17 protein-coding genes, 6 tRNA genes and 1 rRNA gene are annotated in these 18,605 nt (G+C 41.0%); 19 read left to right on the top strand and 5 right to left on the bottom strand.

Annotated elements, in window-relative coordinates; genetic code table 11:
* Positions 1-22 precede the first annotated feature (22 nt).
* Positions 23-694 carry a spore germination lipoprotein GerD gene (gene gerD / locus BMW59_RS12440; RefSeq protein ID WP_093052528.1) on the bottom strand — a complete coding sequence of 224 codons (672 nt, stop codon included), beginning with the start codon at positions 692-694 and terminating at the stop codon, positions 23-25.
* A gap of 180 nt (positions 695-874) precedes the next feature.
* Here gerD and BMW59_RS12435 point away from each other — a divergent pair, with 180 nt between their 5' ends.
* Positions 875-1,543 (top strand): KinB-signaling pathway activation protein, encoded by a 669-nt coding sequence (locus BMW59_RS12435; RefSeq protein ID WP_093052525.1) that lies wholly within the window; start codon positions 875-877, stop codon positions 1,541-1,543.
* 49 nt (positions 1,544-1,592) lie between these two features.
* Here the strand turns inward: BMW59_RS12435 and pdaB are convergent, their stop codons facing one another.
* A complete protein-coding gene (pdaB, locus tag BMW59_RS12430) occupies positions 1,593-2,354 on the bottom strand; it encodes a polysaccharide deacetylase family sporulation protein PdaB (protein ID WP_093052523.1) in 762 nt (253 codons plus the stop codon).
* A 121-nt stretch (positions 2,355-2,475) separates the two neighbouring features.
* Here pdaB and BMW59_RS12425 point away from each other — a divergent pair, with 121 nt between their 5' ends.
* The 8 genes from BMW59_RS12425 to BMW59_RS12390 all read left to right on the top strand — a co-directional run bounded on the left by BMW59_RS12425 (position 2,476) and on the right by BMW59_RS12390 (position 3,969).
* Positions 2,476-2,712 (top strand): hypothetical protein, encoded by a 237-nt coding sequence (locus BMW59_RS12425; RefSeq protein WP_093052521.1) that lies wholly within the window; start codon positions 2,476-2,478, stop codon positions 2,710-2,712.
* A gap of 84 nt (positions 2,713-2,796) precedes the next feature.
* Positions 2,797-2,913: ribosomal RNA gene (gene rrf, locus BMW59_RS12420) — 5S ribosomal RNA — on the top strand.
* A 71-nt stretch (positions 2,914-2,984) separates the two neighbouring features.
* Positions 2,985-3,059: transfer RNA gene (locus BMW59_RS12415), tRNA-Asn, on the top strand.
* A gap of 1 nt (position 3,060) precedes the next feature.
* Positions 3,061-3,136 (top strand) — tRNA-Thr (locus BMW59_RS12410).
* Positions 3,137-3,145: 9 nt separating this feature from the next.
* Positions 3,146-3,220: transfer RNA gene (locus BMW59_RS12405), tRNA-Glu, on the top strand.
* A gap of 229 nt (positions 3,221-3,449) precedes the next feature.
* Positions 3,450-3,524, top strand: a tRNA-Gln gene (locus BMW59_RS12400).
* A 69-nt stretch (positions 3,525-3,593) separates the two neighbouring features.
* Positions 3,594-3,669, top strand: a tRNA-Lys gene (locus BMW59_RS12395).
* Between the two features lie 224 nt (positions 3,670-3,893).
* Positions 3,894-3,969 (top strand) — tRNA-Ala (locus tag BMW59_RS12390).
* 231 nt (positions 3,970-4,200) lie between these two features.
* Here the strand turns inward: BMW59_RS12390 and BMW59_RS12385 are convergent.
* Positions 4,201-4,383: an aspartyl-phosphate phosphatase Spo0E family protein gene (locus BMW59_RS12385; protein WP_093052518.1), complete on the bottom strand. Its 183-nt coding sequence runs from the start codon at positions 4,381-4,383 to the stop codon at positions 4,201-4,203.
* Between the two features lie 234 nt (positions 4,384-4,617).
* On the opposite strand from BMW59_RS12385, the gene sigW reads away from it, so the two are divergent.
* The 5 genes from sigW (at position 4,618) to glmM (ending at position 10,216) form a co-directional block, all read left to right on the top strand.
* Positions 4,618-5,178: an RNA polymerase sigma factor SigW gene (gene sigW, locus BMW59_RS12380; RefSeq protein WP_093052515.1), complete on the top strand. Its 561-nt coding sequence runs from the start codon at positions 4,618-4,620 to the stop codon at positions 5,176-5,178.
* A gap of 24 nt (positions 5,179-5,202) precedes the next feature.
* A complete protein-coding gene (locus BMW59_RS12375) occupies positions 5,203-5,850 on the top strand; it encodes a zf-HC2 domain-containing protein (RefSeq protein ID WP_093052513.1) in 648 nt (215 codons plus the stop codon).
* 610 nt (positions 5,851-6,460) lie between these two features.
* Positions 6,461-7,279 (top strand): diadenylate cyclase CdaA, encoded by an 819-nt coding sequence (gene cdaA, locus BMW59_RS12370; protein ID WP_093052510.1) that lies wholly within the window; start codon positions 6,461-6,463, stop codon positions 7,277-7,279.
* Positions 7,272-8,795 carry a CdaR family protein gene (locus tag BMW59_RS12365; RefSeq protein ID WP_177174333.1) on the top strand — a complete coding sequence of 508 codons (1,524 nt, stop codon included), beginning with the start codon at positions 7,272-7,274 and terminating at the stop codon, positions 8,793-8,795. Before cdaA ends, BMW59_RS12365 begins: the two co-directional genes overlap by 8 nt.
* A gap of 59 nt (positions 8,796-8,854) precedes the next feature.
* Positions 8,855-10,216, top strand: a complete 1,362-nt coding sequence (gene glmM, locus BMW59_RS12360; RefSeq protein ID WP_093052504.1) for a phosphoglucosamine mutase — start codon at positions 8,855-8,857, stop codon at positions 10,214-10,216.
* Between the two features lie 55 nt (positions 10,217-10,271).
* On the opposite strand, the gene BMW59_RS12355 is transcribed toward glmM, so the two are convergent.
* Together BMW59_RS12355 and BMW59_RS12350 are read right to left on the bottom strand one after the other, a co-directional pair.
* On the bottom strand, positions 10,272-11,180 hold the full coding sequence (locus BMW59_RS12355) for an ROK family protein (RefSeq protein WP_093052501.1): 909 nt from the start codon (positions 11,178-11,180) through the stop codon (positions 10,272-10,274).
* Between the two features lie 3 nt (positions 11,181-11,183).
* Entirely contained in the window at positions 11,184-12,638 is a 1,455-nt protein-coding gene (locus BMW59_RS12350) for a glycoside hydrolase family 1 protein (protein WP_093052497.1), read from the bottom strand.
* Positions 12,639-12,985: 347 nt separating this feature from the next.
* Between BMW59_RS12350 and BMW59_RS12340 the strand changes: the two genes are divergently transcribed.
* From BMW59_RS12340 to BMW59_RS12320, 5 genes are all read left to right on the top strand, one after another.
* Positions 12,986-14,005 carry a LacI family DNA-binding transcriptional regulator gene (locus BMW59_RS12340; protein WP_093052491.1) on the top strand — a complete coding sequence of 340 codons (1,020 nt, stop codon included), beginning with the start codon at positions 12,986-12,988 and terminating at the stop codon, positions 14,003-14,005.
* A 33-nt stretch (positions 14,006-14,038) separates the two neighbouring features.
* The gene (locus BMW59_RS12335; protein WP_093052488.1) at positions 14,039-14,659 is read left to right on the top strand and encodes a YesL family protein; all 621 of its coding nucleotides are present in this window, start codon (positions 14,039-14,041) and stop codon (positions 14,657-14,659) included.
* A 274-nt stretch (positions 14,660-14,933) separates the two neighbouring features.
* Positions 14,934-16,286, top strand: coding sequence for an ABC transporter substrate-binding protein (locus tag BMW59_RS12330; RefSeq protein WP_093052485.1), 1,353 nt, complete (start codon positions 14,934-14,936; stop codon positions 16,284-16,286).
* A 328-nt stretch (positions 16,287-16,614) separates the two neighbouring features.
* Positions 16,615-17,553 carry a carbohydrate ABC transporter permease gene (locus tag BMW59_RS12325; protein WP_093052779.1) on the top strand — a complete coding sequence of 313 codons (939 nt, stop codon included), beginning with the start codon at positions 16,615-16,617 and terminating at the stop codon, positions 17,551-17,553.
* Positions 17,553-18,392 carry a carbohydrate ABC transporter permease gene (locus tag BMW59_RS12320; RefSeq protein ID WP_093052482.1) on the top strand — a complete coding sequence of 280 codons (840 nt, stop codon included), beginning with the start codon at positions 17,553-17,555 and terminating at the stop codon, positions 18,390-18,392. The genes BMW59_RS12325 and BMW59_RS12320 overlap by 1 nt, the downstream gene beginning before the upstream one ends.
* Positions 18,393-18,605 lie beyond the last annotated feature (213 nt).

Here is an 18,605-nt window from a genome sequence, read left to right as displayed (position 1 = left end):
TGTTGTATGCATGAAACCTGTCTTAACCTGCAGACTCTGCTTGTTCACCTTCCGGCTGGCTACCGTCCTCCTGACCGCCGCCTCCGTTGCCATCTTGAGCGCCTCCGTTACCACCTTGAGTTTGTCCACCTTCACCGCTTTTCAGCTCTTCTCTTGCTATCTGCTGAAGAAGTTCACTTACTCTGGCCACAAAAAGCGGACTTTCCATTGCTTCAGTGACAAGCGCCGTCAATTGGTTTCTATAAGTTTTGGTTTGCATTAATTCCAGGTAATCCTCTTCCATTTCCGGATCGCGAAGGATATCCTGCATCATTCCCTGATACTCCGGATCTCTCATAAGCCCCTTTAACAGCTGTTCATTTTCTTCCTGCATACTCTTCGCAAAAGTCTCAGCAAATTCCGGGTCCTTCATTACTTGTTGCCAGTACTCACGGCCTTTGTCGGAAGCAAGTGTCGTCTGGATGGTGTCTTTAATAAACGCCTGCTCCATGACAAGCTGTTCTCTCATTTCTTCCCCCTTTAGTACCTCCTGAATCGCTTTTTTGCCTTCTTCAGTCTGAAGCACATCGACTACCATCTGTTTTGTCTCTTCATAATCTGACTGGGAAGAAGTGTTTCCATCGTCCAACATTGCGCAGCCGGTGGAATTAAAGATCATTCCCAATAGGAGTATAATTGCCGTTTTTCTTAACATAATCCCAGCTCCCTCTATTATCGCTATTTTTAATATGAGATTAGGATAGATTTTTTATGCAAAATAATGATAGCTCCGGGAAGGTGCAAGTGAAAAACATAATATGACAATGCTCAACAAAAAAGTAGCGCAGTAAATTTAAATTTTGATACAATAAGGAATGGATTGGGGGAAAAACAAGTGAATTCAAGAAAAGTGGTTTTCTTATTTAATTCGACCTTTTTAATTGGGACTACAGCCGGCTTCATTATCGGGATAATTCTGGACTGGCAGACACATATGAATGACTTAAGTAATCTTAATTTCGGCGGGGTGGCGATGGTTATTATTACGTCAGCTATCTGGACGGTCATCGCCCAGATGGGATTCTTCGCTTATTTAACTGTCCACCGGTTTGGTTTAGGAATATTTAAAACTGTCCGCTTATGGAATAAAGTACAGGTAGTCATCATCCTGTTTGCATTATTTGATTTAATGTTTTTCAGGCATTTCTTCTTTGCTGAAGAAGGAGAGTCTATGCTGGGGTATGCAATTATGCCGCTTATGCTTCTTGCTTACGGCCTGATTGTGGCAGCAATTAAAAGTAAAGAAACAGACCGGACAGCTTTTGTCCCTGCATTATTTTTTATGGTGGTAGTCACCATGATTGAATGGATTCCAGCGTTAAGAGAAAACGATTATAACTTTCTTATAAGTGCCATCGTTCCTCTGCTCGTGGCTAATACATGGCAGATCCTCGTTCTTCATCACTTACACCGGCAGCCTAACGGCAAACAGCCAAGTGCAGCTGGTCCAAAACAGGATAAGAATACAACTTCTTCAAAAAAAGGAGCTCAGCCCAAAAAGTAACAGGGCTGAGCTTTTTTATATAAGGCTTAGAAAGGGAGGCAAAGCCTCATTAATTAATTTCTTCTGCTTTCACTTCTGCTCCGGTTAAAAGCTGGGAAACCGTGACAAAGGAAAATCCTTCTTTTTTCAATTTTTCCAGTGCAATCGGCAAAGCTTCAGCCGTCTGTTTGGCAGAATCTGATGCATGAAAAAGAAGAATGTCTCCGTTTTCTACATTAGTTGTTGTATTTTCTACAATTGCTTCAACTCCAGGATTCTCCCAGTCATGCGAATGGATGCTCCAGTGAATAACATCGTAATTTAAAGATTCAGCTACATTAAGTACCCGCTCGTCAAAACTTCCATTAGGAGGTCTTAACAGCTGAGGGGCCTCCTCTGTTAATTCTGATAAAATCTGATGAGCTTTTTGGATATCTTTTTTAATCGCTTCTTCCTCCCAGCGGGTGTAGTGTTCGTGGCGGTAACCATGGCTTCCGATCTCATAACCTGCTTCAGTAATTTTATTCAATAATTCCGGATGTCTTTCAGCCCATGCTGCCGATACAAAAAAAGTGGCCTCATCAACATTTTCTTCTGCCAGAATATCGAGAATAGGATTCAACTGCTCTTCACCCCAGCTGATATCAAACGTTAATGCGAGCTCAGGCCTTTCAGCATTAACTCTGTGAATGGCCGCCGGCTCCCCCTCAGGTGAAAAAACCGGAAGGAATGGTGATTCGACATATAAGATCCCTGCGGTAAAAAAAGCCGCAATCCCGATAATCATATATCTTTTTAGCATTTTCGCATGCCATACCCAAATGAAATTCATTGCATATTAGCCCCCTTGTCCCTCGTTTACCACATATGTATTCGAAGGACAGGCAATTATGAATAAAATTGCGGGGTTTGGAAAATAATTTTTAAGACGATAAAAAAAGGGGGAGCTCGTAATGCTTGGATTTATGTGTAACGGTAAAGAGGCTGAAGAGATGGAGTACCTTCTGAAAAGAGAACTTGAAGAACTGCTGCTGGATCTGACAGATGACCGTTTGGATGGTCTTATTCGCCATTCTATGGAAGAGCGTTATAAAATTATTTATAAATTGTACAAGCGTTTTGCTTCGCCTAAAGATATTATAAAATACGTTCGAAAACCTTCATCAAAAATTTCAAAAAATAAAATTTAAAAATGAGACAAACCCCTTGATTTTTTTAAGTAAAAGTAGTACGATAGCAAATGTCTCACAAAGAGGATTGTTTTGTGATTCGAGTTTAGTGACGATCGCGGAGAGGTCACACCCGTTCCCATGCCGAACACGGAAGTTAAGCTCTTCAGCGCCGATGATAGTTGGGGGCTCTCCCCCTGTGAAAGTAGGACGTCGCTAAGCTCACCCATTTTAATGGGATAGAGAGAGCAGCAGACGAAGAGATTCGCCGCTTATTACCAATAAAACACTATTCCACAGTAGCTCAGTGGTAGAGCAATCGGCTGTTAACCGATCGGTCGTAGGTTCGAATCCTACCTGTGGAGCCATGCTTCCTTAGCTCAGTTGGTAGAGCGCATCCATGGTAAGGATGAGGTCAGCGGTTCAAGCCCGCTAGGAAGCTCCACAATATTCAGGCCCGTTGGTCAAGTGGTTAAGACACCGCCCTTTCACGGCGGTAACACGGGTTCGAATCCCGTACGGGTCACCATTTTTTTTACGAATTGCAGGCAAAGCAATTTGTTTTTCTTTGTAAAGGTCTTATGATATACCGCATCAGCTTCCTTTTTTAGCATCAGTCAGCAGGTTTTAAAAAAGGGACAGCAGCTTGTCAGCCGCCAAAAAAAGTTTGTATATTTTTTATTTAGAACGGGTATCGTAATTAGTACAGTCATCAGCCGACGTCTTCAACACATAGAATGAAAAACATTAAATAATACAGGGCTATAGCCAAGCGGTAAGGCATCGGATTTTGATTCCGTGATTCGCAGGTTCGAATCCTGCTAGCCCTGCCATTTTTCTTTTTTTAGGCAGTTTTTTTGTACATCTATGGAAAACAACCACGACCTCTGAACAAAGACTGCGAGCCATTAGCTCAGTTGGTAGAGCATCTGACTTTTAATCAGAGGGTCGAAGGTTCGAGTCCTTCATGGCTCACCATTTTTTTTTGGACTTCGAGTATCATTTAACACTATAAGAAATACACCTTTGAAATCACTCCAAAGGGGCCTTAGCTCAGCTACGAGCGAAACTTCATCGAATAATCGTCGAGTTGTTTCGACGGATGCTGCTTCAAAGAAAAGGCTTGAAGAGGAAGAAACAGGGAGAACTGAATGAGCATCATTTAACAATATCAGAAATAGCACCCTGGAAATAACAACAAAGGGGCCTTAGCTCAGCTGGGAGAGCGCCTGCTTTGCACGCAGGAGGTCAGCGGTTCGATCCCGCTAGGCTCCACCAGATATGAAACTAATCACCTTGATCATATTCAAGGTGTTTTTTTATTAAAGTTTATCTGGGAAAAATAGTTCAGGACAGGAGTAGTGTTTTTAGGATAAAACATGGGATTAATCCCACATGCTGCAAATTATTGTTTCCTTGGCACCTGCGCATTTAAAGGCCGCCTCCTTTTATGTTTTTTCAAACAAAAAACAGCCATACTTTAAGATGGCTGGAAGTATAATGATTTATTTATCTTTCGTGGATTTGCAATGACTGGTACTGATTAAGCAGCTGATCCAAATAAGTGCTTGTTTTTACTACTTCATCAGATGTGCGCATCATTTTTTCAGATAAAAAATGCATTTTTGTGCGCACAACTTCAATTTCCTGAAGAAGTTCTTTCCGGGAAAGGGTGTGTACAGCCATACACATGAGCACCAACCTCCATTAATATTAATGACTTACCCGTTTTTCTTAATTTCATAAATTTCTCTCCTCTGACTTATCTTTAAACTACCCTCTGTAATTTTTTAGTAAACATGGTTTTTATTGAAATTGACTATTTTTTTTCTGTTTTCTAGTGCTAAAATGAATGTTGTCTAAGTGAAACCTTATTTCATGTGTAACGTATAGTAATTAACCGCAGTGAAGCGGAGGTTATGCGGTATGGATATAATTGTAAAAAAAATTATTGCAGAAGTCAAAAAAGGCAATCAGCAGGCGTTTGCCGAGCTGATGGATTTGTACAAGGATAAAGTGTACCATATAGCTTATCGTATGCTCGGAAATGTACATGAGGCACAAGATGTAGCTCAAGAAGCGTTCCTTAGGGCGTACACTAACATTGACTCTTACGATATTAACCGTAAATTTTCCACGTGGCTTTTTAGAATTGCCACTAATCTGGCCATTGACCGGATAAGGAAAAAGAAGCCCGACTTTCACCTGGAAGATCAAGTAGCAGGCACAGAAGATCTTACATATTATTCACAAATCTCAGCAGATGTTGACCTCCCTGAGGACCAGGTCGTGCAACTGGAAATGCAGGAGTGGATTCAGCAGGAAATAATGGAACTTCCTCCTAAATACAGAGCTGCAATCATTTTAAAATATTTAGAGGATCTTTCGTTAAAAGAGATAAGTGAAATATTAAATCTTCCAGTAGCAACGGTAAAAACGCGGATTCACCGCGGAAGAGAGGCGTTGCGTAAGCGACTGAGGGACTAATAGTCGTGGAAAGGAGACAGAGTGATGGCTTGTTCACAAGAAAACCAAAAGCATATTTATAAATATTTAGATGAAGAGATGACTTTGCTTGAAAAAAAACAATTTGAAGCTCATATCATGAAATGTGACGAATGCCATGCCCAGCTGCGGGAACTGAGGAAAACGGTGGCAATTATTCAGAGTGCTTCCCACTTTGAAGCCCCGAAAGGCTTTACCGATAACGTTATGAAGCAGCTTCCGAAGCAGTCTAAATCACAGACGTGGAAAAACTTTATGAGAAAACATCCTTTCATTTTAGCAGCTGCCACGTTCTTTCTTATCTTTGCTGTCAGTCTGTCGGCTGCATTTTCCGATGATGATAAAGAAATTGTAGTGAAGGGTGAGGGGCAGTTTATTGTTGATGAAACGCGCGGAGTAGTAATTATTCCGGAAGGCGAAAGTATTTCCGGTGACTTGATTGTACGAAATGGCGATATAGAAATTGCCGGCGAGGTAACCGGGAATATAACAGTGATCAATGGGGAGTATCTGCTCGCATCGGCAGAGCAGGTTTCAGGAGAGATTGAGGAAATAAACCAGTTTATGGACTGGCTTTGGTTCCAGACGAAATCTTTCTTTTCAGAGGTTGTCAACTTTGCAGATGATTCAGAGAGTGATAACCATAGTGATTAAAGACTAAAGAGGCTTGACCAAAAGAATAGTAATCATAAAGAAAGCCGAACAAATCCTATGATTTTTGTTCGGTTTTTCGCTTTTGTACTTACTCTGATAAATAGTAATGGCAGTAATTTCAGTCCGCCAGGCGGACGCTTGCCCAGGGGCTTGTCTTCAGCTAAATTCAACTCAGCCTGGAGCTTCGTTGAATTGGATCTTCAGACTGCGCTTAATCCCTCGGGCGTCGCCGCCTTCTGTCCTTCAATCAAAAAAGCAGAGGCTATTTAATAATTGGTAAACCTAAAAGTACCCCACCTTATAAGATGTCTAATAAAAAGTCTTGTTTGTCCTTTACAAACTTGTCTTTAGTTTTGTCTCGGCCTCGTTTTTGATAGAGAAGAGATCTTAGTCCGCCAGGCGGACGCTTGTCCAGGGAGACAAACCAGCTTTAAATTAAAAATGAGAGGTGTAGCTTTAGAGTGATTGGGGGCGACCCCCATTTTTTGGCTCATGAGACTCTTTACGGAAAAAACAAGCCCCGTAACGAATGGAAAAACTTTAAAATATGTTATAATAAACGAGTTAGTTACATGTTTGATAAGAATAGGAACTTTTTGGAGGAGCGAACATGTTTGCAGATATATCGATACTAAGAGTCTTGGCCATAATTGTCGACGTTTTCCTTGTGGCATTTGTCATATATAAGTTAATTATGGTGATCCGGGGAACGAGGGCTGTTCAGCTCGTTAAAGGGATTACCGTTATTCTGACTGTATGGTTTTTAAGCGGCTATCTCGGCCTTCATACCCTGCAGTGGATTATGCAGCAGGCGGTTACTTACGGTTTACTGGCAATTATTATTATTTTCCAGCCTGAATTAAGACGGGCATTGGAACAATTGGGGCGGGGGCGTCTCTTCCAATCCAGTACAATTGCAGATGAAGAGGAAGTAAAACAATCGATTGACCATATTATTAAAGCAGCTAACTATATGGGAAAAAGGCGGATCGGGGCACTTATTTCACTTGAGAGAGAAACAGGAATGAACGATTATATTGAAACTGGTATTACTATGAATGCAAAATTAACATCAGAGCTTTTAATAAATGTCTTTATACCAAATACACCGCTTCATGACGGAGCAGTTATCCTTAAAAACAATCAGATAATGGCCGCGGGCTGCTATTTACCTCTATCTGAGAATCCTTTTATTTCTAAGGAACTTGGAACTCGCCACAGAGCAGCATTAGGGGTCAGTGAAGTCACAGATGCTATTACAATTGCTGTGTCTGAAGAAACAGGGGGCATTTCAGTGACAAAAAACGGGGAACTTCATCGAAGCTTAGATGAGGAGGCTCTAAGAAAATTATTAGAAAACGAACTGTTAAAACAAGATACTAATGGTTCGTCTTCCCGTTGGCAGTGGGGAGGGAAAAAGAATGGATAAACTGTTTAATAAAAGCTGGTTTATTAAACTGACGTCACTGGTAATTGCGGTTATGCTTTTTCTTATGGTAAACATGGATAATACGACTAACCAGCCAGGGGGCATTCCAGGTATTACGGACGGGTCCCGCATATTGGAAGAAGTCGACTTAAATGTCTATTATGATGAAGACAGGTATGTGCTGACGGAAGCCCCTGAAACCGTACAGGTTACTTTAAGGGGGCCTCAAAATATATTAACGCTTGCCCAAGTCACTCAGCCGCAGCAGGAAGTGTTCGTAGACCTTGAAGGCAAAGAGGCAGGAGTACACTATGAAAGGGTCCAGCACCGCGGATTTCCAACTGATTTGAACTTATCAATTGTGCCTATGACAGTAAGGGTAACTATTCAGGAGAAGCAAACAGCTTCATTTCCTGTGGATGTTGAACTCGTAAATGAAGGGGAGATGGAAGAAGGATACGTAGCAGGTACTCCGGAAGCCGCCCCTTCGACTGTAGAAGTCACAGCAGCTCAAGGGATAATTGATCAGGTTGCTTCAGCAAGAGCCATAGTTGATATGAGCGGCAGAGCTACTTCTTTTGAAGAGGCAGTTCCTGTTACTTTTTATGACCAGAACGGCAATGAAATGGAGTTAACTGGTGATCCGGCAGCTGTGGAAGTCAGTGTGCCTGTCACAAGCCCTAATAAATCAGTCCCTCTCAGAATAGGCAGAAATGGAGACTTACCTGCGGGTATGGCTATTGATTCTATTTCAATAAATCCGGAAAGAGTGACGATTTACGGTCCGGTAGATGTTATAAATAATATTTCCTTTATTGACCTTCCTAACTTAGAAGTAGGAGACCTGTCAGGTGGCTCTTCTTATGAACTCGATGTCCCTGTCCCTGATGGAGTTGAAAGAGTGGATCCCGAGACAGTAACAATTGAAGTAGAAACGGCTGATGAGGAGTCCAGAACATTTTCAGACTTTGGCATACAGGTTGAAGGATTGGGCAGCAGCCAGACAATTCAATTTCTAGAGCCGGAGGACGGTCAATTCGATTTGGTGGTAAATGGGAGTCAGGGGGTTCTTGGACGGTTGGAAAGGCCGGATTTAAGAGCTGAAATTAATGTGAATGGGCTGTCGGCGGGAGAACACGAAGCAGAACTTGAAATCACCGGTCCGCAGAACCTTCGTTTTCCACAGCAAGACATGACAGTTAATTTCATAATTTCAGAGAATACTAGCCGTTCAGGCGGTTCATCAGTTCAAGAGACTGAAACCGGTGACAACATGGGGCCTGATGAAAATAATGAGAACATAGATGATAACGATAATAGCGATAATGTTACGCCTAATACCAATATAGAAACTGAAGAAGACGGCGAAACCAATGAAATTAACGACAATGAACAGATTGAAGAGACTGAAACTGATGAGGAAAATGAAACGGATGAGAACAATAACACTGAGGAAACAGAATTGTTTAATATAGAAGAAGAGGAAGAAGACGGCGATAATCAAAATACATCCTGACGTGTGCGAACAGTAATGTCCGATAATTTTGAAATAAGAACATTTAAGGAGCGATATGAATGGGTAAATTTTTTGGAACAGATGGTGTGAGAGGAGTAGCTAACAAGGAATTAACTCCAGAGCTGGCTTTTAAGCTGGGGAGGTTCGGAGGCTACGTTTTAACTAAAGAAACAGAAAAGCCGAAGATCCTGATTGGCCGCGATACTCGCCTTTCTGGTCATATGCTTGAAGGGGCTCTTGTGGCCGGACTACTGTCTATTGGCGCTGAGGTCATGCGTTTAGGAGTAATATCAACTCCCGGGGTGGCGTACTTAACTAAAGCGTTAAGCGCTGATGCTGGAGTTATGATTTCCGCCTCCCACAACCCGGTAGAGGACAACGGGATTAAGTTTTTCGGGTCTGACGGGTTTAAGCTGCTTGACAGGCAGGAAGAAGAAATTGAGAAACTGCTTGAACAGGAAAATGATATGGAGGATGACCTGCCGCGGCCTGTAGGTGGAGACGTTGGTGTGGTTAATGATTATTTTGAAGGCGGACAAAAGTATCTTCAATATTTAAAACAGACCATTACTGAAGATTTCTCCGGGTTGCATATTGCCCTTGACTGTGCTCACGGAGCGGCTTCCCCGTTAGCCAATCATTTATTTGCAGACCTTGAAGCTGACCATATATCCTGCATCGGCTCATCACCGAACGGGACAAATATTAATGACGGTGTAGGTTCGACTCATCCTAATACGCTTGTCTCCCTTGTGAAGGAAAAAGGGGCAGACATAGGGCTTGCCTTTGATGGAGATGCTGACCGTCTTATTGCCGTTGATGAAAAAGGAGATATTGTAGATGGCGATCAGATTATGTACATATGCGCAAAGTATATGAAAGAAAAAGGGCAATTAAAACATAACACAGCAGTCACTACTGTTATGAGTAACCTTGGTTTTTATAAAGCATTGGAGAAGGAAGGCATTGAAACAAAGCAGACAGCTGTTGGTGATCGCTATGTGATGGAAGAAATGCGAAATGGCGGCTTTAACTTGGGAGGGGAACAATCCGGACATATTATTTTCCTGGATTACACGACCACAGGCGACGGCCTTCTCACTGCCCTTCAGCTTGTCCAAATCGTTAAAGCGACCGGCCGGCCGTTATCTGAGTTGGCTGGCGAACTGACAAAATATCCCCAAAAGCTGGTGAACGTTAAAGTAGCTGATAAAAATGCCCTTCATAAAAGCAGTGTGATAGCGGACGAAATTAATGTGGTAGAAAGTGAAATGCGGGGAGAGGGACGTATTCTCGTGCGCCCCTCAGGTACGGAGCCGCTTGTAAGAGTTATGGCGGAAGCCCCGACTGAAGAGCTGTGTGATAAATATGTCGACAGAATGGTTGGTGTGATTAAACGGGAACTTGGTTCTCTGGAATAGGAAAAAGAAAGAAGAAAGCAGCACCTGGTAAAAAACCGGTGCTGCTTGTTTATATTTAAGAAGTAACAGTTTCTGTATTATTGTATTTCGTTTTATGAAAAGCCAATGCGCCTACAAGCCCGGCATCATTTCTGAAATGGCAGGCGTCTATTTCTATATGAAAAACACGGTCAATATAAGTTAAGTGTTTTTCCAACTCATTAATAAAAGTAGGCCGGCTCGTAATTCCTCCACCTATAAGCACTTTCTCGGGATTTAAAACAGACGTAATGTTATAAATGCCAAGGGCCAATGATTCATAAAACTTTTCAACTATTGTTACAGCGACGGGGTCTTTTTCATCGTACGCCTGGAATACCTGTTCACCGGTTACCTCATTAAATGGAAGGGAATAGTATTCAGCATACTTATTTCTTATTCCTCTCATAGAAGCAAGTGTGCTTAAGCTGTCTTCTTCAGGAGAAACCCCGTGAAGCCCCTGTGTAATCATAAAACCAAATTCCCCTCCGCGAAAGGAGTGGCCGCGGTAAATCTGATTATTTAGAAACAAAGCACCGCCGATTCCTGTTCCAACTGTTAAACAAATGAAATCCGCGAGGTTCTTCCCGTTACCCAGCCACTTTTCTGCAAAGGCTACACAGTTTACATCGTTTTCTATGGACACCGGCAAATTGAACTCACTTTGAAGTAGAGTTTGGAGGTTTAAGTTATCAAATTCTTTAATTGCTCCTCCTTTTTCAATAAAACCTGTAGAAGGATTAATGAATCCTGGGGAGGAGATAGCGATACCTTCAATCTCTGATTGAAACTCTTTTATTTTCCCTCTGATTTTATGCAATATTGGAGCGCCATCTGAGCTGTCTGATGAGAAATGGTCTTTTTCCAAAATACTGCCGTTATGGTCGAGAAGACCCCACTTCACATGAGTGCCGCCGATATCAAATGATAAATAATTTTTTTTCAATGGTTATTCACCTTCCCTTGGACGAAGGTCCGCACCGTTGGATTCAATAATGTTTTTATACCAGTAAAAGCTTTTCTTCTTTAGTCTGCGTAACTCTTTGGCATCTTCTTCATCACGGTCTATATATACAAAACCATAGCGTTTCTGATAACCATTCAGCCAGCTTAATAAATCGGTAAATGACCACGTGCAGTAACCGATAATATCAACCCCGTCGGTCATAGCTTTCTGGATTTCAACTAGATGGTGGTTGATATAATCGATTCTGTAGTCATCATGAATTTCATCGTTTTCTTCCAGTTTGTCAAATTCACCTAAGCCATTTTCAGATATGAGGATTGGCAGGCTATAACGGTTTTTGATTCGCCGCATCCCGATTCTTAAACCGACAGGATCAATTTCCCAGTCCCAGTTAGTTGTTTCAAGGTTAGGGTTGCGTATTGTTTTAAACATACCCGGCACCCCGGATTCAGAGGAAGTGCCTTTTTTGCCGGATGTGTTCATTTTTCCTTCACCAACACCATCGAGGGGATTCTTTTCCACTGTTGTAGTCTGGTAGTAATTGATTCCCATGAAGTCCGGCTTTCCTTCGTTCAATAATTCCATATCGCCGTCTTCAATAACTGGGGCGATGCCTTCTTTTTGAAGATAATCCAATGTGGTTTCAGGGTATTTTCCCCACGCATAAACGTCCATGTACCAGTGATTATTCATTTCTTCGGCGTTCTCTGCCGCCAGAATATTTTCAGGGTCACTGTCAATTGGATAAACAGGGCCATAGGCAAAACTTGGTCCTGCATGCCCGTCAGGTACTAACTTTCTAAATGACTGGACAGCTTTAGCATTGGCCAGAAATGCGTTATGGTTAGCCTGGTGCATCCGTTTTGTGTCTTTCACCCCGGGTGGGTGCATGCCTGATTTATAACCCAACCCGATAAAGATGTTTTGTTCATTTAAGGTGACCCAATATTTCACTCTGTCTCCGTACCGTTTAAACAGAGTAATACAATAGTTATTAAAGTCATCGATGATCTGTCTGGACTCCCATCCTCCGTATTCATCCATTAAAGCCTGTGGAAGATCCCAATGGTAAACAGTAATGATCGGTTCAATATTTTTTTCCAGCAGGAGGTCGATAAGCCGGTCATAGAACTTCAGACCTTCCTCGTTAATAGCGCCTTTGCCTTGCGGGTAAATCCGGGACCAGGCAATTGAAAAGCGGTAAGCTTGCAGGCCCATCTCAGCCATCAGATTTACATCTTCTTCATAGCGATGGTAATGGTCTACAGCAATATCCCCATTGGTGTTTTTGTAAGTGGTTCCTTCTTTTTTAGTGTAGATATCCCACACAGAAGGCCCCTTGCCATCTTTATTCCATGCTCCTTCAATTTGATACGCAGCTGAGGCCGATCCCCAAAGAAAGTTTTTAGGAAATGGCTGAATGTGTTTGTGAAACATTATAATCCTCCCCTGAAAGAATAATAGTACTTAACATGATAGTTAAAAAAGCCGTTTACAAGTAACCAGTAAACATGTAATATATAATTAACGAAAACGGTTTCGTAAAAAGTATAATTCAATGTTGCTGTTTTGTCAAAGTATAAATTTGAATTTATCAAAGCTGAAAAGAGCAACATCTTTAAGTAACGCGCTTTAATATAAATCGGTTTCGTCATCCTTGCCACTGTTGTTCTTTTACCGACTTTGTTGTTTGAACCGCACCGCATTGGTATGATAATGGTACTGCAGCAGAACGGAATTAATTACTAAAATATAACTTTGCACGTTTGAGGAGAGCGCTTAATATGAAAATGACCATAAAGGAAATTGCTAAGCTGGCAGGGGTGTCCCAGGCGACAGTTTCTAAAATTATAAATAACTACGAAGATGTAGGGGCAAAAACTAAAAAAAGAGTCTTGGAAATTATGGAGGAGCACGGATACCGGCCTTCTTATTCAGCACAATCATTAGCGAAAAAGGTAACGAAAGTTATTGGGGTCATTTATGCCGGGAAAATAAATGCTAATTTTAATCATCCGTTTTTCGTAGACGTTGTTAGTTCATTCAAGAAAACAATGGGGGCTGAAGGCTATGACTTATTGTTTTTCTCTAACGAAAAGTTTCATAAAGCCGACGAAAATTATTTAGCCCGATGCCAGCATTATAATGTGGACGGATGTATTATCATCGGAGGGGATCAAGTGGAGCCTTCCGTATATGATCTTGATAAAAGTGATATTCCTTGTATAGGTGTCGATATTCAGCTTGAAGGGAAAACCTCAGGCTACATTATGACAGATAATGAAAAAGTTTCTTCTTTAGCAGTTGAACATTTTTATTTGATGGGGCAAAGGGAAATTGGATTCATAGGCGGAAAGGAAAATTCCCTGATTTCTGAACAAAGACTTGAGGGTTTTGAAAAAATCATGAAAACTTATGGGCTTTCAGTAAACCAAAATTGGATAAAGTTCGGAGACTTCTTTGAAGACAGCGGTTATCAGGTAATGAGTGAAATGCTTAAGGAGCATGAAATTCCTAAAGCCCTTTTTGCGGCTTCCGATTTAATGGCCATGGGGGCTATAAAAGCAATTAAAGACAGCGGGAATAGCGTACAGGACTTTTCAATAATAGGCTGTGATGATATTACAGCTTCCAGGCATATAGATCCTCCGCTTACTACGGTAAAGCAGGACAAAGAAAAAATCGGCAAAATGGCTGCTTATATTTTAAATGATCTGATAAATAAAAACCTTCAGCATACAGCTGTAAAGATTGAACCGGAATTGATCGTTCGTGAATCATGCGGGGCGGCGAAAAAAGTTTAAAGCCGTCTTTCCCTGCGGTAAAGGAGTGTTTTTTTGGAAAAAGGAAAAGTATATGGAGCGATAGAAACCTTTTCAGCAGCGCTTAATCGACTCACCTTAATCAATTTTTTGTGGATTATTTTCAGTCTGGCCGGGCTGGTTATTGCAGGGATTGCTCCGGCGACTGCAGCAGCTCACGCAGCTACGCAGCGTTGGGTTAAAAATGAGGAGATAGAAGGGAAAATAGTAAAATATTTCTGGATGGATTATAAAAAATACTTTGTAAAATCAAATATGGTTTGGGGTTTTCTCTTAATAACGGGTTTAATTCTTTATGTTGATTTTTATTTTATATTCAGGTTAGACAGCAGTTTTGCCCCTATGCTGTTAGGGCTTGGGATTTTTTTATTAGTCATGTATCTGATAATTTTTTTCTACAGCATCCCATTATTAATTCATTTAAAACTGCGCGTGTGGGAATCAATAAAATATGCGTTTATTTTTGGTTTTTCTTCTCCTGTGCTAACCATCTCAGGGATCGGCAGTTTTTTTGTTATCCAATATCTGCTGTTTCAATTCCCTGTTTTATATTTGTTTTTTTCGATAAGTATTTTCAGTTATATTACGATGAATGTGGTTAATACGGTATCTATTAAATTAAAATTATCAGATTAATTTTAAAAAAAGAGAAAAGAAAGCGTTGACATAAAATTAATTTGAAGATACAATAGCATTACGAAACCGATTTAGTTAAATTCAATGAGTACTCCTGAGATTAAACATATTTGCTACTTTAAGTCATTGGAATTTAACTTTTTTATTTGCAGTTTACGAAACCGCTTTAGCAATACGATCAATTAAGCATCTTTAAGTAAGCTTGGGAGGTGGACATGGAAGAGAGACACGTACCATTTTGTTCTTAATAACTAAAATTTTAGGGGGATTAATAATGAAAAAGTATGGATTAATGGCAGCACTTTTAGCTTTATCAGTTGCGGCTGCAGGTTGTGGAGATAACAATACGAACGATACTGCTGGTAATACTAATGATAATACTAATGATAATGATGCAGCTCTGGCAGACAATGAAGATGTTAACGAAGATGATGTCACCAGCCTGGGAGATGAGGATGCTGATGTTGAATTATCTTTCTGGTTATTTGGCGCAACAGGCTACCCGGAACTGGCTGAAGAGTATATTGAAGAGAATCCAAATGTCAGCATTACTTTCCAGGAAATTGAGATGGGAGACCATCATAACAACCTTTTCACTGCCTTATCAGCAGGAAGCGGGGCACCGGATTTAGCAGCAATTGAAGTTTCTGAACTTGATTCATATAAGAGTGCAGAAGATCGTTTCGTTAACTTATATGATTTTGGAGCAGAAGAACTTGAAGACGACTACTTAGATTGGGTATGGGAAAATGGCGAAAGCGTAGAAGGCGACTTCTTATTCGGACTTCCGACAGACATTGGCCCTACAGTCATGTTTTACCGCACGGATGTATTTGAAGAAGCGGGTCTTCCTTCTGAACCTGAAGAAGTAGAAGAGCTGATCAGTACTTGGGACGATTACAGAGAAGTTGCACAAACTATTTTAGATGAAACTGGCAAACCAATGGCTGATAACCCTGAAACAGTTTTTAATGCTAAGAGAGACCAGGCACCGCAAGCTTATTTCAATGAAAACGATGAGTTGATTCTTGATGACGAACCATATGTGAGAGAGGCTTTCTTTGAAACATCTGAAATGATTCAAGATGGATATGTCGACAACTTTGGTATGTGGACACCTGAATGGGGCGGAGGAATGGCAGACGGTGACTTTGCAACATTATTAGCTCCAGCTTGGATGCAAGGTGTTATTAAAGGAAATGCGCCTGATGCTACAGAATGGAGAGTTGCTGCAATGCCTGAAGGCGGCGGAAACTGGGGAGGTTCTTACGTAGCTATTCCTGAACAGTCCGAGTTACAGCAAGAAGCCTATGACTTTATGACATGGTTGTTAGCTCCTGAACAACAGCTTAAAGCTTTCGAAAACATGGGGTTATTCCCGTCCACTCCGGAAGTCTATGACATGCCTGAGTTCCAGGACTACTCTGATGATTATTTCGGCGGTCAAAATACAGCTCAAGTTTTCGCACAATCAGCTCTTGAAGGCGAGCATGTCCACAAAGGCCCACAATATGGGGATGTAAACTCTGAAATTCTAGCAGGTTTGGATAATGTATTTGACGGATTTGATCCTGAAGAAGAGTGGGAAGATGTTTTAAGCCGAGTAGAACAACGTACTTCACGTTAAGTTATGAGCGGGTGGGTATGGTGAACTCACTATACCCACTTTTTTTCAAAATCACTGCATAATTGAATATTAAATTAATTAGTTGATTTAATATTCAATTATGTGATTTTTAATAGACAGACGTAAACGGGCACTAGATCGAATCGTTGGGGATGGTATCTCAGGGGATACATTTTTGTAAGATTTAGCACTGTTTATTAAATAGTTTGTCAGGCATTACAAATATATTTTCCCCTTAGAAGATTCAAACTTTTATAATAGGAGGATCATTATGGCCGAATTACAGCGAGATACCAGAAACTCAAATGATAAGCGCGATAGTATCCAAATGAATTCAAATCAGGAACCAAAAAAACCAAAGAAAAGATCGTTTTCACAACGCCAGAGAAATATGGCTTCAGGTTATATGTTTATTTCTCCTTTCTATTTGCTTTTTGCAGTATTTGGTGTGTTTCCAATCCTGTTCAGCTTTTATTTAGCATTTTTCAGATGGGATGGCCTGGGAGACATGGAATTTGTAGGGTTTAATAACTTTAACATTATTTTCAATGACCCTCTGTTTTGGAAATCATTGTACAACACCATTATGATTGGCCTGATGGGAACAGCACCTCAATTGTTAGCAGCTATACTGCTTGCTTTCGCCTTAAACTCAGTTTTAATAAGATTTAAAAGTGTGTTCAGGCTTGCAATATTTTTACCGTATGTAACATCTATTGTAGCTGTAGCTATTGTGTTCAGTGTGATTTTCAGCAACCAGGACTCAGGTTTAGTCAATGCTGTTTTAGGTGTGTTTGGAATTGACCCTATTACTTGGACAAGGTCTGAATGGGGGACTAAGGTAGCTATCGCCACCATGATCTTCTGGAGATGGGTAGGATATAACACGATTATCTACCTGGCGGGCATGCAGAGTATTCCTAATGATTTATATGAAGCTGCCAAAATAGACGGTGCCACTCTCAGACAGCAAATTTGGCATATTACTATACCAATGTTAAAACCGTTTATCATTTTCACTGTTTTCACTGCAACAATCGGTGCGCTTCAGATATTTGCTGAACCGCACATATTCCAGGGACGGGCAGGAAGGCCGGAAGGAATGAGTGTTGTATTATACCTTTACAGAGATGCCTTTGGAAGTAACTTCTTCGGCACGGCATCGGCAACTGCCATTGTTCTGTTCTTTATTATCATAATCTTCTCTTCTTTAAATTTATACTTTGCGAACCGGATCGGCCGTTCGAAAAAGGTGGGTGTGAAATAATGGAAACTAACAAAAAAAACGTATCAATCGCTAAATATTTTGTCTATGCAGGACTCATTTTAGTTTCCTTGGCATCATTGTTCCCTTTTTACTGGATGTTTGTTATGGCAACAAATCCGAATAGCGCCATTAACCAGACACCTCCGGCTATGATACCAGGTTCTAATATGGTTTCTAACTTTCAGCTTGTTTTAGACAGTATTCCTTTCTGGGGAGCTATGTTAAACTCCTTAATCGTTTCATCTACGATTACGTTAGGTGTATTGATATTATGTTCCCTTGCAGGTTTTGCTTTTGCAAAATTGGATTTTCCAGGAAGGACTATATTATTTGTCTTTATCCTTGGAACGATGATGATTCCGCCTCAATTAGGTTTGATACCAACTTATTTCATCATTACCGAGTTGGGCTGGCTGAGTGATTTAAGAGCGGTTATTGTACCGGGTTTAATGAACGCTTTCGGGATCTTCTGGATGAGGCAGTATATAGCCAGTGCTGTCCCGGATGAAATTATTGAAGCGGCCAGAATTGATGGCTGCAGCAATTTCCGGATTTACTGGAACATCATTATCCCGACAGTTCTGCCGGCTTTTGCTACACTGGGCATCATCGTATTTATGGCTATATGGGGTGACTACTTATGGCCGTTGGTTGTGCTGCAGGATCAGTCCATGCATACAATTCAAGTAGCGTTACGCTCATTAATGGATGACAGAGTCCGTGACTACGGCATGATTTTATCAGGTACCTTCTGGGCGACAGTTCCATTAGTAGTTATATTCTTACTGTTTAACAAGCTGTTTATTAAGAGTATTACTGACGGAGCTGTGAAAAGCTAAGTTTGTGTTTGTGATATACCCCCTTTTTATAAAACAGGTAGTTTACTCAGCTGCCTGTTTTTGTTTTAGAAAAAGGTTCTGTTAATATTGTAATTTCAAAAATACGAGACGCCTGCGGGAAAAGCAAGAGCTGAAGATCCACCGGCATGTATTCCCCCGGTTAGCTGAAGCCTTGCCCGCGGCACATCTTTTTCATGCGACGAGCAAGCTGAG

The sequence above is a fragment of the Salipaludibacillus aurantiacus genome (assembly GCF_900111295.1).
GTDB lineage: Bacteria > Bacillota > Bacilli > Bacillales > Salisediminibacteriaceae > Salipaludibacillus > Salipaludibacillus aurantiacus.
This window is presented reverse-complemented; position numbering and strand designations above follow the sequence as displayed.